The organism is Streptomyces roseofulvus, from assembly GCF_039534915.1.
Classification (GTDB): Bacteria; Actinomycetota; Actinomycetes; order Streptomycetales; family Streptomycetaceae; genus Streptomyces; species Streptomyces roseofulvus.
Genome location: NZ_BAAAWE010000001.1, coordinates 143,961 through 160,218 on the forward strand (window position 1 = coordinate 143,961; position 16,258 = coordinate 160,218).

Here is a 16,258-nt window from a genome sequence, read left to right on the forward strand (position 1 = left end):
CGGCGGGGTTAGTCCTTCTCGGGTCGGGTGATGCCGTGCAGGAGCGTGGCGGTGCTGGTGGCGGTGACGGTCCAGGTCTTGGGGACGAACCGGGCGCGGTAGCTGCCGGTGGCGTGGACCTGGATGCGGCGGCCGCCGTCGGTGACGGTGACGGTGCCGCGTACGCCGGCCCGGTTGAGGTAGGCGCGGGCGGCGGCTGACGCGGCGGCGGGTTCGGCGACGACTCCCCCGCCGGTGACGGCTTTGGCGGGGTCGATGGCCTGGGCTGCGGCGCGGGCGGCTTCGGTGGCGGCAGCGTCGGTGCGTTCGTGGGCGCGTGAGACGCCGAAGGCGTCGACGGCGAACAGGCCGCCGAGCAGGAGCAGGGGGACGGTGATGATGGCGACGAACGGGGAGATGCCGCCCCGGTCGTCCGCGAACCGCCGGCCACAGCGCGCGGGGCGGGGGGAGGGTTCGGCTCGGGACTCGGGTTCGGGGTGGTGGGTGGTGGTCATCGGCGTCCCCGGTAGGTGTCGACGACGGAGGTGAAGGAGGCGGTCATGGTCCGCACTCCGGGGCCGCCGCCGAAGAGCAGGAGGTCGCCGATCGGGACGCGGCAGGAGACGGTGACGGTGACCGTGGATGTCTCTCCGAGGGGTGTGCCGAGTCCGCTGGTGGCGGCGCGGACGCTGCTGGAGGTGCAGGGCTGGTCGTCCTGCGCGAGGACTGTGGCGGCCGCGGCCTGGGCGGCGGACTGCCCCGCCTGGGGGGTCCGTTCGAGGGAGGCGGCGCGGGCGGCTGCCTGTGCGGCGGCGTCCACGGTCTGCCCGGCCAGGGACAGGCGGGCGCCGGCGATGACGACCAGCGCGAGCGCCAGGAGCAGCGGGACGACGACGACCGCCTCGATCGCGACGTCGCCCCGGTCTCCCCGCAGACGGTCACCCTTCCCTGCAAGTCGAGGCAGGCGTGGGTCTCGCCGGGTCATCGGCTGCCTCCTGCGGTGGTCCATTGCTCGATCGGGCCGGACGCGGAGGAGCTGACGGAGATGCTCTTCAGGCCGGGGACGAGGGAGACGGCCTGGCCTTCGACGTGGATGCTCATGCGGTCGCGGGTGGTGCCGGCGGTGGAGATTGAGACGCCGGTGAGGAGGTTGCCGCCGAGGTCGGCGGCGGCCTTGCGGGCCTTGGCGGCGCCGTCGCCGGGCCCGGCCCCGTACATGCGGCCCGCGGAGACGCCTTCGCGGGCGGCGGTGGCGACGGCGTTGTGGGCCCAGGCGATGGCGAAGCCCTGCACGATGCCGAAGATGAGCAGGATGACGACCGGGAAGATGATCGCCACCTGGATGGGGGCGGATCCGCGGTCCCGGTCGTGCGGGGCGGGCAGGAGGCGGCGGTGGAGGGGCATGGTGGCGTCTCGTCCCTCGTCGGTCAGCCGCCGAGGATGCCGGAGAGCTTGCCGTTCGCGCGGGCGTAGGCGGCGGCCAGTCCGCCGGCGATGAGGAGGGCGCCGGCGACGGCGGCGACGATGATGACGACGGTCGAGATGGGGCTGTCGCCGCGGTCGTCTCCTTCCTTGACCTCCTTGGCGAGGTGTTCCAGGCGCCAGCGGACGGCGGCCGCCGCGGTGGTGAGGGCGGCCTGGGCGTAGAGGAGCGGGCTCTTCACGGTGGTGTTCCTTCCGGTCGGTGGCCCCTTTTGTGTGACGGGGCTCTGGGGTCGGTTAGATGGAGAAGATGTTGAGGACGGCCGGGAACGCCATGGCGATCATGGCGATGACGGCCAGAAGCGCGGCGGGGGTGTGGAGCTTCTCGCTGTCGGCGTTCGCCCTTGCGGCGTCGGCGGTCAGCAGCTCGTTGGTCAGGGCCTTGGCGCGGTTGCGCAGCGTGGCGTAGACGGCGGCTCCGTCGTCGGCGGACAGGCGCATGATGTCGGCGGTCTCGGACAGGACCGGGAGCTTGAGCTGGGTGCCGAGTTCGTCGAGCGCGGCCCAGGGCGAGGACTTCTCCGTGCGGGCGCGCAGGAGGGCTTCCTGGATGCGGGCGAAGGCCCAGCCCTGGCCGATGCGGGCGGCGTCTTCGAGGGCCTGGTCGGGGGCGCGGTTGCACATGACGCGGTTGGCGACCAGTTCCATCCAGGCGGCGGCCGCGTGGGCGAACTCGGTGCGGGCCTTGGCGGCTTCGGTCTTGACTGCCCAGTCCGGGACGAGCCACAGGACGGGAGCGAGCAGGACGCCGGCGATGCCGGGGATGAACAGCGGGACGGACAGGCCCATCAGGACCCACCCGATCGCCGGCACGAGCGGGACGAGGAGGCCGAGCAGGGCGAGGGCGACCTTGTTGGTGACGAACTGCTCGGGTGACTGGGCGAGCAGGTCGAGGTCGGCGCGCGGGAGCTTGAGGCGCTCGGCGAGCCGTCCGGCCCACGCCCCGCCCAGCGGTGAGGCCGTGGGGGTGGTGGGCTGCTGGCCGGGGCGGGCGGGGGGCGGGTTCAGGCGCCGCAGCGCGGGACCGAGGCGTGGTGCTGAGGGGAGGACCTCGCGGACGAGGAGGGCGATGCCGCCGCCGACGGCGGCGCCGCAGGCGACGAGGACGGTCTGGCTCACGGGCCCTCCACCGGCTGGGGCTGCTTGACGCGGCTGCGCGGGTCATTGACCAGGAACCGCGGGACGGGGGTGTGGGTGGCGAGTTTCCGCGTCCACCACAGCACCGCGGCGAACGCCGCGCCGAGCAGGGCCAGGACGAGCTGCCCGAGGGCGGTGGCGTAGGGGGCGGTGTAGGGGATGAGGAAGCCGACCAGGACGAGGCCGGCGCAGATCAGGGTCATGGAGCGCATCGCGGTGCGGGACTTGGCGCGGTCGGCCTCGATCTTGCGGCGGGTGGCGACCTCTTCGCGCAGTTGGGCGGAGGTGTCCTCCAGGACCTGCGCAAGGCCGGGGCCCTGGTCGACGGCGGACAGGATGAGAGCGGCGCAGACCTTGTCGGCGATGACGTCGTCGAGGCGGCCGGCGAAATCGCGCAGGGCCTCATCCGGGGACCATCCGGCCTTGATCTTGTCTGCGAGTTCGGCGATCTCGTCGGCGAGCGCGGCCGGCGGGTTCTTCCGGCTGGTGACCAGGGCCTGCCCCAGTGCGGGTCCGAGGCGCAGGATCTCGGAGAGACGCTGGGTCCACTCGGCGAGCGCCTCCAGCTTCACGATCCGCGCCTTGCCGCCGGCCCCGGCATCGAGGAGCCACGGAACACCGACCACTCCGGCGCCGAGCAGCAGCGCGGCAACGAAGACGCCAGAGACGAACCACACCACGACGAATGTGACGGCGGCGGCAGTGAGCAGGGCGCGGCGGCGGGCCGCTTCCCGCTGCCCTCCCGGACCGCCGGTCCACACGGTCCGCAGCCGGGCCGTGCGGCCGGGCGCCTTGGGGGCGGTCGTGCCGATGGTGGCGACGATCGCGGCCAGGACGCCGCCGGCGATGAGGGCGCCGCACAGGGTCCACCACAGGGCTCCCATCACGCTCCCCCCGTCCAGGCGTGGGCGCCGGGCTGGTCGAGGAGGTGGGAGGCGAACCCGGCGAGTTCGAGGCGGCGCCGGGAGCGCGGGGACAGCGGCGCGGCCGGTGCGGCACGCAGGTCAGCCTCGGAGACGGGGCGGAAGATCTCGTTGTAGGCGGGGCGGCCGTTCTCGCCGATGCCGGTGATCTCCCAGATGTGGGAGACCAGACGGCGCGGTGCGGGGCCGGACTCGTCGACGGACATGAAGACGACGAAGTGCAGGCCGTTGGCGATCTGCCGGTAGGCGAGCTGTTCGGAGAAGTTGCCCCGCGCCAGGAGGTAGAGCTCGGCGATGCGGTCGAAGACGACGTGCGGCTCGGAGGCGTGCATGGTGCACATGGAGCCGGGCCGGTCGCTGGTCAGGGCCTGCATCATCGCGGTGATCTCCGGGCCGCGGACCTCACCGACCACGACGCGCTTGAGCGACATGCGCTTCGCCCGGTACATCAGGTCCAGCAGGGTGATCTCGCCGACCGCGCGGCCGTCAACCCGCTCCCCGTTGGACTCTCGGGCCTCCATCGGGACGACCTGGGTGTGGTAGCCGTTCTGATGGGCCCACAGCTCGAACTCGGTCTCGATCGTCCCGAACCGCTCGTGCTGCGGGATCTCCCGCAGCAGCGCGCGCATCAGCGTCGTCTTCCCGCTGCTCTGCTCACCGACGACGATCACGTTGCGCCGCGCCCGGACGCAGGCGCGCAGCAGCGACGCGATGGTGGTGTCCATGGCCCCGGCGGTCACGAGGTCGTCGAGGGTGGCGTTGAGGAGCCGGTGGCGGCGGATCGTGACGAAGGTCCGCTCGCCCGTGATCTCCGGATGCAGGGCCTGAAGGCGTGAGCCGTCGGGCAGGCGCAGCGCGACGTCGGGGCTCGCGGTGGAGAACGTGCGGCCGGACTGGCCGCTGTTGCGGATCAGGTCACGTACCAGTTCCTGGAGTTCCTCCTCGGACTCGGCGACCGGGTCGGCCTCGACCGGCTCGCCGTCGCCGGAGTACTTCAGGTGGACCCGGTCATGGCCGTTGATCCAGATGTCCTCGACCGCCGGATCGTCCAGGTAGCGCTGGAGCCGGCCGGAACGAAAGAGCATGTCGAAGACGAGCGCGGCGAGCTGCTCCTCCTCCGCCGGCGTCACCACCCGCACCTGCCGGGCGGCGTCTCCCCAGACGGCGACCTGCTCACTGATCAGGGCACGGGCCCGCTGCTGACGCACCTTGCTGCCGGCCAGAGCCGGATTCAGCTTCGCCTCGGCGAGCAGCTGGTCATTGACCCGCCGCTTCATCTCGCCGGCCGCCTTCGCGTCGACCTTCACCCGCGGTGCGAGCCCGAAGCCCGCAGCCGGTGCGATGCCAGGCGCGGGCGGCCTGTAGGCAGCCAGCGGCCCATACGCCGTGGTGGGCCGGCCGGGGTGGCGCGGGTCATGGACAGGCGCGGTCCGCGCGGGCTGGGGAACGGGGGCCGGGTGGATGGGTTCAGCTCGCACCAGCCGCTCCGTTCAGCAGCCGCTGCTGGAGCGGGGAGACCAGCCGGGCGCGGCGGGTGGCGACGTGCTGCCGGATCGGTGTGGTCGCGTCGAGGGCCGCGCTCATCAGCTTCGACCGCATGAACTTGGCGCTCTCCGGCGCGCCGTCGGACAGCACGGCCGCCTCCTCGGGACGGTACGGCAGGGTCGCCACCACCCGGACACCGAGCTCGGCCTCTGCCTCCCGCACGCCGTAGGGGCCTTCCTGGATGAGAACGAGACCGAGGGCGCCGGCACCGCGGCCGGGTTCGTCGTCCATCTGGGCGCGCAGGGTCTTGATGCGGGTGGCGGCCGCGTGGAAGCTGCGCAGCGTGCCGCGTACGACCAGCAGGACGGCGTCGGCGCGCAGGGCCAGGATGCCGGAGGGCCCGTAGGCGCCGGAGCGGCCGAGGTCGACCAGGACGTCGTGGCCGTGCTTCTCGATGCCGGTGAACAGTGCCGCGAGCTGTGACCACACGGGTCCGAGCCCTGGGTCCTGGTCGGGGGAGGTGAGGCCGGGCAGCAGGAGCCTGTTGCGCTCGCTGTGCTTGCCGCCGTCGTCCAGGAGGAGCAGCTGCGGCCAGAACGCGTCGACCAGGTCCTGGGTGCGCGAGGACAGCGTCAGGTTGCGCAGGCCCCGGTCGGCGGTGGCCTCGCCGCGCAAGGCTCCGGCGAGGATGGCGCCGCCGTCCGGGTCGCACTCGGCCAGCACCATCCGCCGGCCTTCCTCCAGCGGCCACGTCCGCAGCAGCGCGAGCGCGGTGGTCGTCACGCCGGGGGCGCCGGGCAGGCCGGCCAGGGCGATGACGGCCATCACGAACCCCCCGGCGAATCGACGACGAGAGCGACATCGCCGGTCGCGGCCTGCGCCGCGAGCTGCGAACCGAACTGGGAAGGAACGGCGACATCGACGACGGTGTCTCCGGTGGTGGCCTGCTTCTCCCCCACTTTCACCACCCGGGCCGCGATCTCCACCGGCGCTGGCCGCTTGCCGTCCTCACCGGCGATCTGCCCCTCGGCCGGGGTCGCCACCACCAGCACCTTGTCCCCTGGGGACAGACGCGTGGCGGGCATCTGCGACGCCTTCAGCCCGATCCCCACCAGCCGCTCCCCCGGCTTCACCAGCGTCCGGGCGGTGGCCTGCCCCTGAGTAAGGAGCGAGCCCGGGGTGAGAGCGACCGCGGCACGCTTGCCGACCACCTTGTCCCGCTCGGCGGCGAGCACCGGCTTGAGCGCGGGATCCAGCTGGACCTGCGCCTCGATCAGGTCGGCGTCCTTGATGACGTCGCCGGCCTGCACGCTGCGGGCGACCGCGAGGACCGGGGTCCGCTCCCCCGTCGCCTGGAACGCCAGGAACCCGCCGCTGCCGCCGGCCGCAATCAGCGCGATGGCGAGCGCGTACATGCCGGGACGCCGGCGGCGGGCCCGGAACCCGACCACGGCACCAGGGATCTGCGGGGGCCCCTGCTGCGCGGGCACCTGCCCGGCGGTAGCCGGGGGAACAGCGGTCTTGCTCACGGTCTTTCGCCTCTCCTGAAAGGAAACGAGAACGTGCAGGAACAGAGAAGTCGGGCGGAAAGTGGCGTCAGCCGCTGCCGACGGCCTGGAGCTCGCCGACGCGGATATCGACCGCGCTCTGCCGGGTCTGGGTGATCTGCCCGGACTGGCCGGTCGTCGCCTGCCAGTCGACGATCCACGTCGAGGTCGCCACCACGTGATACGAGCCGGCAGTCGAGGGCTGGCTGTAGCGGTGGCCGCAGTCCGGGGACGGCTTCTTGCCGTACGCGGCCTTGTACGGGGTGCCGGGGGTGGTGCAAGTGACGGTCTTCCCGTCGCCCATCTGCCACACGATCTTCCGCACCTTCGCCGTCGCGTTCACCGTGATGCCGCCGGCCGACGCCGAAGCCGTGTTGGGGCCGTAGGTTTCGGGTCCGCGTTCGGTCCACATGTAGACGGGCATACCGACCAGGCCCATGCCGCCGGGTTTCGGCACGATCCCGATGTCGGGGCCCCGCAGCAGCATCTGGTCGAGCGCCTGCTGAGCCAGGACTGCGGGATCGACCGCGACCGCGGCGGGAGGCGTCGCGCGCCAGACGTTGCGCACCTCGGCGAACTCCGTCAGCCCATTGTCGTAGGTGCACGTCTCCTCGTACACGGCACCGTCGCCGGGCTCGTGCTCTTCCCAGTCGAGACTGCTCGCGGGCGGCTGGGGATCGAGCTTCTTGTACGTGCAGACCGGCTGAGTAGCAGGCTTCTCCTGCCCGCCGCCGCTCGTTCCGCCCGAGGTCCCGCCGCCGCTCGTTGAGCCACCGCCGTTCGAGGCAGGGACGTCTACCTCGACACGGCAGAAGAACGGACCGCAGTCACCGCCGACCGTCCCTTTGGGGTCGTCTGCTTGGGCTGGGACCGCAGAGATGAGAACGACGCCAAGCACAGCGCCTGCCGCTGCGACTGTGCGGTTCCGGGTCAGCACTTCTTGTCCTGCGGTTCGTCACGGATCACACGCCAGCCCTCAGGCCACTTCTCGACGGTCGCCTTGATGACGTACCGCAGCAGCCGTTCCTTCGGCAGGGACACCGGCTTGCTGGTGTCCGCATCGAGGACCTGCCACTGGGAGATATCCAGGCAGCTGGAGATGACGACGTTCGGAATCTTGCGGTTGATGTCCGCGCTGACGGCCGTCGGGTTGCCTACGGTGACCTTCCCGACAGCGATGGTGTTCCTCTCCACCATCCGCTTGGTGTCCAGCTCCAACTGGGACAGCGCCGCTGAGGCCGCGTACTTCTTCAGGTCACCGGCCTTGTGGGTCTTGTCGGCGTAGCGCTTCTCCACCTCCTTCCAGTGGGAGAGGTAGGTGGTGATCGCTTCCTTCTTCGCGGCTTCGGCCGGGTCGGCAGGCGTCGGGCTCTGAGTGGGTTCGGGTGCCTGGGTGGTGGGGGCGGGGGTGGTGGCGGGCGGCTTCGGCGAGGCCGGTTCATTGCTGGTGCAGCCCACCGCGAGGACGGCGGTCGCGCACGCCAATGTGATTTTCCGCCACTGCTTCCGGTGGAGTGTGCGGGTCATTCTCGCCTCCCGTGGCATATGCGGTCGTGTGCCCCCACCTGCGCGAAGCCCGCTTCGGGGCGATGATGTGGCCGCAGGATATGCGCCATACATTACGCAACGGCGCATCCAACTACACAGCCGGTTAGGGGACTTGACAGACTTTCGGCAATCACGGCCGGATTCATTCGAAAAGGGGCTGCTGGAATCGGTACGGAAACCGGCGGAATAACGAGACGGTGGTGTGTGGGTCATCGGACGGGCTGCCACTCGTTGTGGTGATGCTCCAGCAGGACACGGGCGGTGCGGCCGTCGCGGAACTCGCCCGCCGCGTCCGCGCCAGCCCACACCAGGCGTACCTCGGCGCGGTCGTCTTCTCCGGCCGCGCTGTACGCGACGGCGGCCTGGACCCGGACATCGTGGTAGGGGGCGCGCAGCCTGGTGTCAGTGAAGTAGGCGGGCCATGCGGTGCGGCCGTTGCCGGTGGTCTCGGCGATCCAGACGCGGGTGGCGAGGTCGGCGAGCTGGCGGGCGGTCGCGGGCGGGAGGTCGGTGGGGGCGGTGCGGTCAAGGAGGCGCTGGATGGCGTGGTCGCCGGCGGGTCCGTCGCCGGAGACTGGCTGGTCGCTCGCCCCCTGTACGGGGCTCGCGGCCGGCCCCGCAGCGGCGGGGACACTTGCGGTCCGGCCCGGAGTGGCAGGGCCCTTGCCGTCTGCGCGGCTCGTCGCACTGGGGCCGGTGGCTGGGCGGTAGGCAGTTGCGGCAGGCGGGGCGGTGCGCACGGCTGGGGGCCGGGAGGCGTCTTCTGCTGCGCCGGATCCGGCGGGCCCGCCGTGCAGGAGTACGACGGTCCCTGCGGCGAGGAGTGCCAGGCCGAGGAGGAGCGGGCGGGCGTAGGAGGGGATGGGGTGGGTGGTCACAGGAGGCGGGTCCCTCCGGCAAAGCCGTCGTCCCACAGGGCTTCGGTGCGCACCTGTGTGCCGGGGCGGGGGGCGTTGATCATTTTTCCGTCTCCGAGGTAGATGCCGACGTGGTGGATGGTGGAGTCGTCGGAGGGGTTGTAGGCGAAGAAGACGAGGTCGCCGGGACGCAGGGCGCCGACGCCGGCGGAGGCGGGGATGCGGCGGCCGGCTCCTGCCTGGGCGGATGCGACACGGGGGAGGTTGATGCCGACCTGGGCGTACGCGTAGAGGGCGAGGCCGGAGCAGTCGAAGCCGCGGATGTGAACGCCGCTCTTGCCGCTGGGTGAGCAGCAGATGCCGGTGCTGGGGCCGTTAGCGTTGCCGCCGCCCCAGGAGTAGGGGACGCCTTCCTGGGCGAGGGCGGCTTCGATGACAGTGCGGGCGTTGCCGGTGGCGTGCTGGCCGATGGGGAGGGTGCCGGTGGTCATCTGGCTGTAGCGGTCAATCCAGCCCAGGACGTCGTCGACGTATGCCTGGGAGTGGTTGTACTGGAAGATCGCCGCCTGGAGCTGGTCGCGGTCGTCGAGGTTGCGGCCGCGGCCGCAGAGGTAGACGGCGGCGCCGAGCGCCGCGTCGTCGGCGTTGTGGGGGTCGGCTACGTGGTCGTCGTTGGCGTCGCGGCCGGAGCCGTTCCAGGTGGAGGGCAGGAACTGGAAGGGTCCGACGGCGCGTTCGTAGACGGTGTCGCCGTCCAAGCGGCCCTGGTCGGTATCGGGGAAGGCGGTGACGTTGCCGCCGGCGCCGGAGCCGTCGAGGCGGGGACCGAGGATGTGCGGGCTGATGTCGCCGCTCTCGCTGACGGTCCGGCCGGCCGCGTGGTTGGACTCGATACGGGCGATGCCTGCGAGGATCGGCCACCGCATGCCGCGGCATTCCGTGACCTCGTCGGGAAGTCGCTTGGCAGCGTTCTGGTAGGCGGCGAGCATCCGGGACGGGATCCCTGACGCCTCGCCGACTGCCTCGATCGGCGGGGCGACCGGCCGGCGGTCCTGCTGCTGGGCTGCGACGGCGAAGAGCGTGACGATGAGCAGGATGCCGAGGAACCCGAGCAGGACCGTTCCGCAGCCAAGACGGCGAGCGGTCACGAGCCCTCCTCAGGCGGTACGGACGGCGTGGCCGGCGGGACCGGCGGGTTGTTGTGCGGGAAGTACGGCAGGGCCGCGACCGGTTCGGTGGCGCGCGGGTGTGAGGGGCTGGTGGATTCGGAGTCGCGGAACAGGCCGTCGCCGGCGGGCGGGGTGCCCGTGGGGCGGGTGGTGCTGCGGGAGCGGCGGGAGGTGCCGGCCGGATCGGTGGCCGGGTAGGTGCGGCTGGTGCGTCCCAGGCCGAGTCCGGCGCGGGTGTCGGAGCGCCAGCGCTGGTGGGCGGCCGCATAGTGGCGGCGCTGCCGACCGAGTTCAGCGCCGAGAGCCACAGCGCGCTCGCTGCTGGTGCGGGCGAGCCGGTTCCATCCGGCGGGCAGGCCGATGGTGGAGTGGTAAGCGACCTTCGAGGCGGCGACCAGGGCACGGCCGGAGCGGGTGGTTCGCAGCGCGGCCTCCAGTCGGGCTCCGGCTGGCACCACACCACGAGCCGGGGCGCCAGCGGGGGCGGTCTGGGGCAGCGGCCGTCCGTCGGACCCGGCGCCCTCGGTGCGGCGTGGCGAGGTACGCGGCGTGGTGGCCGGCAGTGGCTTACCGTCGGGGCCCACGGCGGGCTTGCGCGGTGTGGCGGACGTAGCCGGGAGGGGCTTGCCGTCGGGGCCGACGGCGGCGGGCTCGACGCGCGGGCGCTTCGGTCCGATGAGGACCGTGTGCGCTGCCGCGAAGCCGAGCCGGAAGGGGGCCAGGGCGCCGCGTGCTGCGGGGGACGCTTGGGAGACGACGCCTGCGCGGCTGTGGAAGGCGGCGTGCGCCGGAGACCCGGTGGCCCTGCCGAGGCCGAGGGCGGAGAACGCGGCGGCGGTGTCGGCAGCAGGGCCGCCCATGAGGTGGCTGCCGCCGATCCTTGCGTAGCTCATGCGGCGGGCGAGGCCAGCGCCGGCGGCGCGGCTGGCCCGGACGAGCCGCTTGTACATGATCAGGGAAGTCAGGACGAGGCCGTCGAGGATGAGGAGGCGTTCCAGGAGGGCGCTGTTGCTGTCGGCGAGGACGGCGTGGGCGGCGATGCCGAAGAGGGGGATGAAGATGGCGGTGGTGACGAGGACGAGCATGCTGCCGGCGAGGTAGCCGGACCACTTCCACAGCAGTCCGCGGCCGGGTCCGGGCAGGATGGCGAGGGGGAAGACGGCGACAGCGCCGATGGCGGCGATCACGCAGCCGAACTGTGCGGCAATCAGCGCAAGGGCCATCACGGCGACGACGAGGACGATGATGATCGCGGCGATCAGGACGAGGAGGGCCCCGAGGACCTTGTCCCAGTCGGCTTCCAGCATCCGGTCGACGGCTGCCTTGCCGTCAGGTCCGGCCTTCTCCAGGGCGTTGAGTCCAGCGTTGGTCCGCCGGGCGCTGTCCTCGCAGGCCCGCTTGGCCCACGGGCTGAGCTTGCTGCACGCCTGGAGATTGTTGTTGTCGGGTGCGATCAGCTGCCGGTGTGCCGGGTAGAGGGGATCGTCCTTCTCCAGGATGCGCCCGTACTGAAGCAGCATGTAGGGCTCGACGACGAGGGTGTCGGTCAGGGTTCGGGTGATGGGCTTGGAGACATCGGCGGGGTTCACCGCCTTCTCGCCGCTCAGGCACATCTCGCGTGCCTGAGCCACCAGCACTTCGCACCGCTCGATGCGCTCGCGCTCGGCGGCGTCGGATGCGCGTTCCCGCTCCTGGCGGAGGCAGAAGTCCCGGGCCTCGCCGTGCATGTGGACGCAGGGTCCGGTGATGACCTTCGGGCCGGCGTTGCCGGCGTTGGTGGTGATGACCGCGGCTTCCAGCGCGGCGCGCTGGGTCTGCTGGACGGGGCCTTCGTATCCGAGGAGGACAGCGGGCTGGACGAGGGTGGTGGCGGTGATCGCGGAGATGAGCAGCGAGAGCAGGAGTTCGCCTGCGCCGCGGGCGACTTTCCCGCGCATCACCATGACGAGTCCGAACACGAACGCCCAGGCCAGGGTGATGCCGGCGATGCCGAGCGGGCCGATGATGTCTTGTTCGTAGGCGTCGGCGATGCGCTGGGCGGGTGCGGTGAGCTTGTCGATGATCGGGAAGTGGTAGACGCGGTCGATCAGCCAGCAGGCGAACCCGGTGACCGTGCGGGACAGGGCGAAGAGCCCGGAGGCGAGGAAGTTGCGGACGATGGCGCCGATGCTGTCGGTGCTGGTGGGCATGAACCCGGGGTCCTGGTCCTCGGGGGCGCCCTGTGCCTCCTGGGCCTGCTCCATCGGGTCGAGTTCGTAGCGCTCCAGAGGTACGCCTTCGGAGGAGGTCATGTTCAGCGGGCCGAGAACTCCTCCCCCGGCGGCGTCCGGGTCGGCGGCCGCGGCGATCCCCTCCCCCGCCGCCCACAGCAGCATCGTCGCCGCGGTGACGACGACGGCCCGGTGGCGCGTCAGGAGCGCAAGGCGGGTCATCGCTTAGCCTTCCGGGCTCGATCGCGGGGGCGGGTGCGGGCGACGACGGTGAGGCCGGCGGCCACGGGCAGCAGGAGCAGGGCGGTCGTCCAGACGCTCGGGGTGACCGGCGCTGCCAGCACCGGCGCCTGCTCGTCAGCGGCCGCGGGGTGGGTGCAGGTGGTGCGGTCGAGGCCGACGCCGCAGGCCGCCGGCAGCGGCCCGGCGGGCGCGCCGGCATCGGGCGGCGTGACGGTGGCGGTGGCGGTGAAGGCGTCGCCGGTGCGGGGCCACCAGCCGTCATCGGCGGTGCTGGCGGTGGTGTTGGCGGCAGCGACCGCCGCGACGAGCGCGGCGGTGAGCAGCAGGGTGGTGAGCAGACGGCGGATGCGGGCCGTGCGGGAGGGCTGGGCGAACGTGTCGGTCATCGGGTGCCTCCGGTGGCGGCCTGCGCTGGCAGGGCCAAAGTGGCGGGTTCGTAGCGGGAGGGGTCGGGCGCGGTTTCGGTGGCCGGGCCGGTGGGGGTGGTGTAGATGCCGTCGGTGATCCGGGCGAGGTTGGGGATGAGGACCTTGAAGCGGCCGATGTTCATGCGGGGGTCGCGGGCGAGGAACTCGCCGGCGCGTTCGGGCTTGCCGTACGGGGAGAGGTCGGTGGTGACCATGCGCAGCAGGTCCTCGTCGTCGCCGGGCAGGCCGAGCCAGGAAAGTCCGCGGGCGGCGAGGACGGGGTCGGCGGTGCGGGCGAGGAAGCGGTAGGCGAGCAGGCCCTGGGTGGTGGAGGTGCCGAGTTCGAGGACGTCGTGGCAGCCGAGGCCGACGCCGGCGCCGTGTTTGCGGCCGTCGTAGACGATCTCGTCGATCAGTGCCTGGCCCTCGGCGGAGGAGGTGAGCCAGTACGCCTCGTCCAGGGGCAGGAGGGTGAAGCGGGGGTCGGTGAACGCGGTCTCGCGGGCGATCGCGGCGATCAGGTACAGCACGGCGCGGCCAATGAGGGCTTCCAGGGGCTGGGCGCGCAGGAGTTCGGGGTTGGTCGCGGCCTCGCGCGGGGGGAGGGTCAGGCCGGTGGTGGTGATGACGACGAAGTCGGAGGTCAGATCGCCGGCGAGGTCCAGCGGCGGCAGGTCGGGGTTGAAGACGGCCGCGGCGAGCGGTTCGTCGGCTGCGACCCGCAGCCACTCGACCAGCGCGCCGGCGCGCTGCCCGCGGGCGCTGTCCTCCTGGGCCATCTCCTCCAGGGCGTCCAGGACGAGCGCCATGGAGCGGTTGGGGGCGGCCGCTGCCTGCTTCACGGCGGTCTTCAGCAGCGCGCCGTGCTCGGTCATGGCGCCGACGCCGAGCTGCACGGTCAGGTAGGACAGGGCGTAGCGGGCGCCGATGTCGGGGTCGGTGAAGACGCGCAGGGGGTCGATGGACATGTCGGCGGTGGCGGCGTCGACGACCTGGCAGCGGCCGGGGGCGGCGGCGCGGGCGAAGCGGGCCCACTCGCGGGACTTGGTGCGGTCGATCGCGATCGCGCGGCCGCCTCGGTCGACGACCGAGCCGGTGATCAGCTTCATCAGGGTGGACTTGCCGCCGCCGAGGTCGCCGGCGAGCGCGAAGGAGGCGGAGGCGTTGCGGGCGGGGGCGTCGGCGATGTTCAGCAGGACCGGGGAGATGGTCCCGAGGTCCTGGGAGTAGCCGACCATCGCCCCCGTCGGGTCGCCGAACGACTGCCCGTACAGGGCTCCGTGCATCGCCCAGTCCTCCCCCAGTTCGTGCTGGACGTACTGGCGGACCGCCGGCGGCGTGGGGGCGGCGGGCAGGCCGAGGGTGAACAGTTCGTCCTGGCCGCCGACCGGCCGCACCAGCCGGTAGTTCGCCCCCTTCAGGCGGGCCTGGAGGGCTGCGGCGCGCTGGTCGCACTCAGCGGGGGTGGTGCCCCAGACGGTCAGCGCGGTGACGGACTGCACCTCGACCTCGACACTGGACCGCGAGGCACGGGCACCGAGGTCGCCCAGGTCGTCGGCGGCGTCGTGCAGGGCGTCGGGAAGGCCGGTCGCGCGGCGGGCGGCGTACTGGTCGGCCTGGTCGACCAGGTCCCGCTTCTTCTTCGTCACCGCCGCCACGACCTTCTCGGAAGTGACCGTGGTCAGGTCGACGACCCAGTCGACCGCGAACGGCATCCGCTCCAGCTCCGCGAAGAACTCACCGCCGGCGGCGGTGAAGCTGCGGGGCATCTCCGCGAGCGCGAGGTGCGCCTGATAGGAGGTGCCGGCCGTCGAGTCCACCTGGAGCCAGCGCCTGCCGGCCAGGCTCCCGAGCATGCCGCCGCTCCCCCGCCCACCGGCCTTGCCCCGGCCCCCGTCCAGGGTGTCGGCGGGCCTGCCGCCCTCCAGAAGGCGGGCGTAGCCGAGATCGGCGTGCGACGGGGACCGCAGCACCCCGCCCGTCATCCGGCTCCCGCGCAGCGGGGAACGCTCGGCCTCGCCGAGGAGTTCGGTGTCCAGGCCGCGGCCGACGGCGTGCTGGTGCATCCACACGATCTCCGCAGGCGTCGCCTGCCGCAGTCCGATCCCGCCGGAGATCTCGCTCTCCACCTGCGCGGCCCGCTCCCGGTACTCGGCCACCTCCCGGGCACTGACCGGCGCCGGCGGCAGCCCCAGCAGCCCGGCGAGCTCCGACCACGCCGTGCCGGCCGTCGCCTGCCACTGGCCCCGCCCGCCCAGCACAGGAAGCGGAACGGCCAGCCACAGGGTGCGCCGGTGCATGTCCACCGGCTCGTCGAGGTCCTCACCCGCCAGCAGCCGCAGCTGCGCCTCGGCGACCTCCGCCCACGCGTCGTGCCGCCGGTAGTCGACCCCGTCCAGCGTCGCCTTGACGACCTCGCTGGCGTCGATGCGGGCGCACAGCCCGAACAGGCGGGCCCGGCCGGGCAGAGACCGCACCAGGGAGGTGACCTGGGCGGTGATCTGCTCGCGGGTGCGGTCCGGCATGTAGCGGGAGCCGGCCGCGGTGAGGGACCACACGGCCCACACGGTGCCGCTGGTCGACCACACGAGGTGGTCGACGATGTGCCGCAGGGGAAGCTTCATCGGCTCTCTGCCTTCGCCTTCATTCGGTCATGGAGCATCTGCTGCAAGGGAGTAGGGGCCGGGCCCGCTCCCCCACCCAGCACCCCGGCCGGGGATGTGTCGGGGGTGGGAGCGGCCGGTACCGGGCCCGTGATCCGGGTGTTAGGGCGACGACGCCGGCGTTCGGGACAGGCAGCCGGCCGGGAAGCGGGCTCCTTCTCCGCGCCGACGGCGCGGGCCGGCCGCTTCCCGGCGTCGAGCTGCTCGGCGGCCGGTGCGGTGTGCTCGATCAGGACGGTCCCGGCCAGGTGCCGCGCCCGGGGCGGGCGAGCGGTCCTGCCGCCGAGACGGCCCGTCTTCGGCTGGAGCGCCCGCCGGAGCAGCCCGTAGAGCACCCACATCGGGGCGCGACCTCCGATCCGCTGGGCCCGGGCTGCCCACACCAGGACACCGAGGCCCAGGGGCGGGAAGGGCCCGAGCCCGGACCACCAGCCGAACGTCTTGATCAGGACCAGGACGCCGACGGCGGCGATGACCAGCTGGCCGGTGTTGTACGGGCCGAACCACAGGACGAAGTCGCCCAGCTTGCCCAGCACCCACGGGTGGGTACGGGCCTTGGTGTAGTTGCGGCCGACGCGGGCCGCCGGCCCGGCGGGAGTTGCGCTCAT

17 protein-coding genes are annotated in these 16,258 nt (G+C 72.5%); all 17 read right to left on the minus strand.

The features are described 5' to 3' along the window. Positions 1 to 8: 8 nt before the first annotated feature. The 17 genes from ABFY03_RS00700 to ABFY03_RS00780 all read right to left on the minus strand — a co-directional run bounded on the left by ABFY03_RS00700 (position 9) and on the right by ABFY03_RS00780 (position 16,258). Positions 9 to 494 (minus strand): pilus assembly protein TadG-related protein, encoded by a 486-nt coding sequence (locus tag ABFY03_RS00700; protein WP_346168781.1) that lies wholly within the window; start codon positions 492 to 494, stop codon positions 9 to 11. Beyond that, entirely contained in the window at positions 491 to 964 is a 474-nt protein-coding gene (locus tag ABFY03_RS00705) for a TadE/TadG family type IV pilus assembly protein (protein WP_346168782.1), read from the minus strand. Before ABFY03_RS00705 ends, ABFY03_RS00700 begins: the two co-directional genes overlap by 4 nt. After that, entirely contained in the window at positions 961 to 1,383 is a 423-nt protein-coding gene (locus ABFY03_RS00710) for a TadE family protein (protein WP_346168783.1), read from the minus strand. Before ABFY03_RS00710 ends, ABFY03_RS00705 begins: the two co-directional genes overlap by 4 nt. Positions 1,384 to 1,406: 23 nt before the next feature. Then, the gene (locus tag ABFY03_RS00715) at positions 1,407 to 1,643 is read right to left on the minus strand and encodes a hypothetical protein (protein WP_346168784.1); all 237 of its coding nucleotides are present in this window, start codon (positions 1,641 to 1,643) and stop codon (positions 1,407 to 1,409) included. A gap of 55 nt (positions 1,644 to 1,698) precedes the next feature. Then, complete coding sequence (locus tag ABFY03_RS00720; RefSeq protein WP_346168785.1) at positions 1,699 to 2,580, minus strand: hypothetical protein; 882 nt, start codon at positions 2,578 to 2,580, stop codon at positions 1,699 to 1,701. Beyond that, a complete protein-coding gene (locus ABFY03_RS00725) occupies positions 2,577 to 3,482 on the minus strand; it encodes a type II secretion system F family protein (RefSeq protein ID WP_346168786.1) in 906 nt (301 codons plus the stop codon). Before ABFY03_RS00725 ends, ABFY03_RS00720 begins: the two co-directional genes overlap by 4 nt. After that, positions 3,482 to 4,828: a TadA family conjugal transfer-associated ATPase gene (locus ABFY03_RS00730; RefSeq protein ID WP_346168787.1), complete on the minus strand. Its 1,347-nt coding sequence runs from the start codon at positions 4,826 to 4,828 to the stop codon at positions 3,482 to 3,484. The genes ABFY03_RS00725 and ABFY03_RS00730 overlap by 1 nt, the downstream gene beginning before the upstream one ends. A 160-nt stretch (positions 4,829 to 4,988) precedes the next feature. Beyond that, complete coding sequence (locus ABFY03_RS00735; RefSeq protein WP_346168788.1) at positions 4,989 to 5,831, minus strand: CpaE/TadZ family protein; 843 nt, start codon at positions 5,829 to 5,831, stop codon at positions 4,989 to 4,991. Further along, positions 5,831 to 6,535, minus strand: a complete 705-nt coding sequence (locus ABFY03_RS00740; protein WP_346168789.1) for an SAF domain-containing protein — start codon at positions 6,533 to 6,535, stop codon at positions 5,831 to 5,833. The genes ABFY03_RS00735 and ABFY03_RS00740 overlap by 1 nt, the downstream gene beginning before the upstream one ends. Positions 6,536 to 6,602: 67 nt before the next feature. Continuing rightward, positions 6,603 to 7,490: an ATP/GTP-binding protein gene (locus ABFY03_RS00745; protein WP_346168790.1), complete on the minus strand. Its 888-nt coding sequence runs from the start codon at positions 7,488 to 7,490 to the stop codon at positions 6,603 to 6,605. Then, on the minus strand, positions 7,484 to 8,080 hold the full coding sequence (locus tag ABFY03_RS00750; protein ID WP_346168791.1) for a hypothetical protein: 597 nt from the start codon (positions 8,078 to 8,080) through the stop codon (positions 7,484 to 7,486). Before ABFY03_RS00750 ends, ABFY03_RS00745 begins: the two co-directional genes overlap by 7 nt. Before the next feature lie 230 nt (positions 8,081 to 8,310). Then, positions 8,311 to 8,979 (minus strand): hypothetical protein, encoded by a 669-nt coding sequence (locus ABFY03_RS00755; RefSeq protein WP_346168792.1) that lies wholly within the window; start codon positions 8,977 to 8,979, stop codon positions 8,311 to 8,313. Further along, positions 8,976 to 10,106, minus strand: a complete 1,131-nt coding sequence (locus ABFY03_RS00760; protein ID WP_346168793.1) for a C40 family peptidase — start codon at positions 10,104 to 10,106, stop codon at positions 8,976 to 8,978. The genes ABFY03_RS00755 and ABFY03_RS00760 overlap by 4 nt, the downstream gene beginning before the upstream one ends. Further along, positions 10,103 to 12,559, minus strand: coding sequence for a hypothetical protein (locus ABFY03_RS00765; protein ID WP_346168794.1), 2,457 nt, complete (start codon positions 12,557 to 12,559; stop codon positions 10,103 to 10,105). The genes ABFY03_RS00760 and ABFY03_RS00765 overlap by 4 nt, the downstream gene beginning before the upstream one ends. Beyond that, entirely contained in the window at positions 12,556 to 12,966 is a 411-nt protein-coding gene (locus ABFY03_RS00770) for a hypothetical protein (protein WP_346168795.1), read from the minus strand. The genes ABFY03_RS00765 and ABFY03_RS00770 overlap by 4 nt, the downstream gene beginning before the upstream one ends. Beyond that, positions 12,963 to 15,611 (minus strand): ATP-binding protein, encoded by a 2,649-nt coding sequence (locus ABFY03_RS00775; protein WP_346168796.1) that lies wholly within the window; start codon positions 15,609 to 15,611, stop codon positions 12,963 to 12,965. Before ABFY03_RS00775 ends, ABFY03_RS00770 begins: the two co-directional genes overlap by 4 nt. Further along, on the minus strand, positions 15,608 to 16,258 hold the full coding sequence (locus ABFY03_RS00780; RefSeq protein ID WP_346168797.1) for a hypothetical protein: 651 nt from the start codon (positions 16,256 to 16,258) through the stop codon (positions 15,608 to 15,610). The genes ABFY03_RS00775 and ABFY03_RS00780 overlap by 4 nt, the downstream gene beginning before the upstream one ends.

Coding starts and splice junctions, on each gene's coding strand:
- ABFY03_RS00700 (WP_346168781.1), bottom strand. CDS start 494: ATGACCACCACCCACCACCCCGAACCCGAGTCCCGAGCCGAACCCTCC.
- ABFY03_RS00705 (WP_346168782.1), bottom strand. CDS start 964: ATGACCCGGCGAGACCCACGCCTGCCTCGACTTGCAGGGAAGGGTGAC.
- ABFY03_RS00710 (WP_346168783.1), bottom strand. CDS start 1,383: ATGCCCCTCCACCGCCGCCTCCTGCCCGCCCCGCACGACCGGGACCGC.
- ABFY03_RS00725 (WP_346168786.1), bottom strand. CDS start 3,482: ATGGGAGCCCTGTGGTGGACCCTGTGCGGCGCCCTCATCGCCGGCGGC.
- ABFY03_RS00735 (WP_346168788.1), bottom strand. CDS start 5,831: ATGGCCGTCATCGCCCTGGCCGGCCTGCCCGGCGCCCCCGGCGTGACG.
- ABFY03_RS00750 (WP_346168791.1), bottom strand. CDS start 8,080: ATGACCCGCACACTCCACCGGAAGCAGTGGCGGAAAATCACATTGGCG.
- ABFY03_RS00765 (WP_346168794.1), bottom strand. CDS start 12,559: ATGACCCGCCTTGCGCTCCTGACGCGCCACCGGGCCGTCGTCGTCACC.
- ABFY03_RS00770 (WP_346168795.1), bottom strand. CDS start 12,966: ATGACCGACACGTTCGCCCAGCCCTCCCGCACGGCCCGCATCCGCCGT.
- ABFY03_RS00775 (WP_346168796.1), bottom strand. CDS start 15,611: ATGAAGCTTCCCCTGCGGCACATCGTCGACCACCTCGTGTGGTCGACC.
- ABFY03_RS00780 (WP_346168797.1), bottom strand. CDS start 16,258: ATGAGCGCAACTCCCGCCGGGCCGGCGGCCCGCGTCGGCCGCAACTAC.